Source organism: Mesorhizobium sp. M7A.F.Ca.CA.002.04.1.1 (assembly GCF_004022805.1).
In the GTDB taxonomy this organism is placed as follows: domain Bacteria; phylum Pseudomonadota; class Alphaproteobacteria; order Rhizobiales; family Rhizobiaceae; genus Mesorhizobium; species Mesorhizobium ciceri.
This window is the reverse complement of the sequence record NZ_RZPL01000946.1, coordinates 1-1765: the sequence shown is the minus strand read 5'-3', so window position 1 is coordinate 1765 and position 1765 is coordinate 1. Positions and strand designations below refer to the sequence as shown.

Genomic DNA, 1765 nt, shown 5'->3' with positions numbered 1-1765 from the left:
TTTCCAGGCCGACGACGCGGTCGGTCGTCTCGGTGACGGCGGTCAGCATGATGATCGGCGTCGAATACTGGGCGCGCAGGTCGCGGCACAGCTCCAGCCCGCTTTTGCCGGGCAGCATCACGTCGAGGACGATGAGGTCCACCTGGACGCGCCGCAGGATGGTCTCCATCTCGATGCCGTCGGCGGCAACCGAGGTGTGCAGGCCCCGCTTCTGGAAGAATTCCTGCAGCAGGTCGCGGATGCCCTTGTCGTCGTCGACGATCAGTATGTGTGCATCGGATTTCACAGCAGCCCTGTCATTGTTGCCAAGCCCTTCTGTCTTTGATTGCCAAGCCCTTCGGTCGCAACCCACACGATAGAATTCAGGCCATATGTTGGCCAGTGGCTATGATGGGGTTCACACCGGCTTTCTCAGACACACTCCAGAAACAAAATTCTACAGTTCAGAAAAACTCCTGAAAAATTTCAAAGGCATAACTGATCTCGTGGCGGTCAGGTCATCGGCTGCGACGCTAGTCTCCGGGTTTACGGATAAACCGATGCCAAGGTTGTCGATCAGTTTGTTGGGTGCGTTGCTGGGCTTCTGCCTGGTCACTGCCGCTGTCGGACAATCGGACGCAAAGGCGACGCTCACAACCCGGAGCGAACGGTGCGCCAATCTCAGCCACCAATTTGATGAAGCCCTCGAAACCCATGCCACGGCAACGCAGGTCACCGCGGCAAAGGCACTTCAGAGAAAGGGCAACCGGTACTGCGCCGCCAAGAAACAGGCACAGGGCATCCGGATGCTCGCCAATGCTTTGAAGCTGCTTGGAGTGACGCCGAACGACCCGGTTCAGTAACGCTCCGAAACTTGACCCGCATAAAAAGGAAACGAAGCCATGAAAAAGTCCATCCTCTCCGCAACCGGTCTCGCCGTCGCTCTCGCTTTCGCGATGCCGGCTCTCGGCAACGCCGCCGCCACCACGACCGCTGCTCCGGCTGCTTCGACGACCACCGCTCCGGCGACTGCCGCTCCGGCCAAGGCTGCTCCGAAGAAGGTCGTCAAGAAGACCGTCAAGAAGCACAAGAAGGCTGCTGAGAAGGCCGTCAAGAAGGACGCCCCGAAGACCTGATAAGGTCCGGCATAAAATGCCGGCCTGTTGACCAAGGCCGCTCCAGCTGGTTTCGGTTGGAGCGGCCTTCTTCCTGTCCGAGCCGCTGAAGCCCTGACATTGGCGATGCAGCGGTCGATGGGTTCAACTGATCTTTGGCGAAGTCTGGCACCGGCAGCTTCCGCCTCGACTGACACTTAACCCGTTTGCAACGCCGGCCGTGTAGGACAATCCGCATGAAGAAGCGGCTTTCGTCCATTTTGCGCTCGATGGTGATCGGCGGTCTGGTTGCCACCGGCCTCGCCAGAGTGCTTATCCTGTTCACCGCCAGCCCGGTCCCCGATCCGGCCAGCGGACGCACCGAGCCTTCGCTGTTCGCTCCGGCGATTTCCACCAACTGGGACTACATAACGCCGGCACAGACCTGGCTGCTGGTCGTGCTGACCGGCGCGACGTTGATCTGCGTCGCCGCGTGGCTGATCGCGACCTGGCTGGAACGCCGGGCGGATGCCGGCGGAAACCGTTTTCGGTCCGATATACCGCCCGCTGCGGCCGTGCGGCAGATTCCCGGCCGTCGCATGTTCGGCCGCCAAGGCCGTTGAACGGCAACCGACACTTTCCCACATGATTATGAATGGCCGCGTCGGCGGACACCGGTTTCGCGCGTCGAT

General features: G+C 60.6%; 4 protein-coding genes. 3 read left to right on the top strand and 1 reads right to left on the bottom strand.

The window, feature by feature from the left end; translation table 11 throughout:
- A partial coding sequence (locus tag ENZ75_RS30810; protein ID WP_128278585.1) for a response regulator occupies positions 1-286 on the bottom strand: 286 nt, incomplete at its 3' end.
- A 253-nt stretch (positions 287-539) separates the two neighbouring features.
- On the opposite strand from ENZ75_RS30810, the gene ENZ75_RS34485 reads away from it, so the two are divergent.
- The 3 genes from ENZ75_RS34485 to ENZ75_RS30795 all read left to right on the top strand — a co-directional run bounded on the left by ENZ75_RS34485 (position 540) and on the right by ENZ75_RS30795 (position 1696).
- Positions 540-842, top strand: a complete 303-nt coding sequence (locus ENZ75_RS34485) for a hypothetical protein (protein ID WP_024504541.1) — start codon at positions 540-542, stop codon at positions 840-842.
- A gap of 39 nt (positions 843-881) precedes the next feature.
- Complete coding sequence (locus ENZ75_RS30800; RefSeq protein ID WP_013529962.1) at positions 882-1115, top strand: hypothetical protein; 234 nt, start codon at positions 882-884, stop codon at positions 1113-1115.
- Between the two features lie 215 nt (positions 1116-1330).
- Positions 1331-1696, top strand: coding sequence for a hypothetical protein (locus ENZ75_RS30795; RefSeq protein ID WP_063168852.1), 366 nt, complete (start codon positions 1331-1333; stop codon positions 1694-1696).
- Positions 1697-1765: the final 69 nt, after the last annotated feature.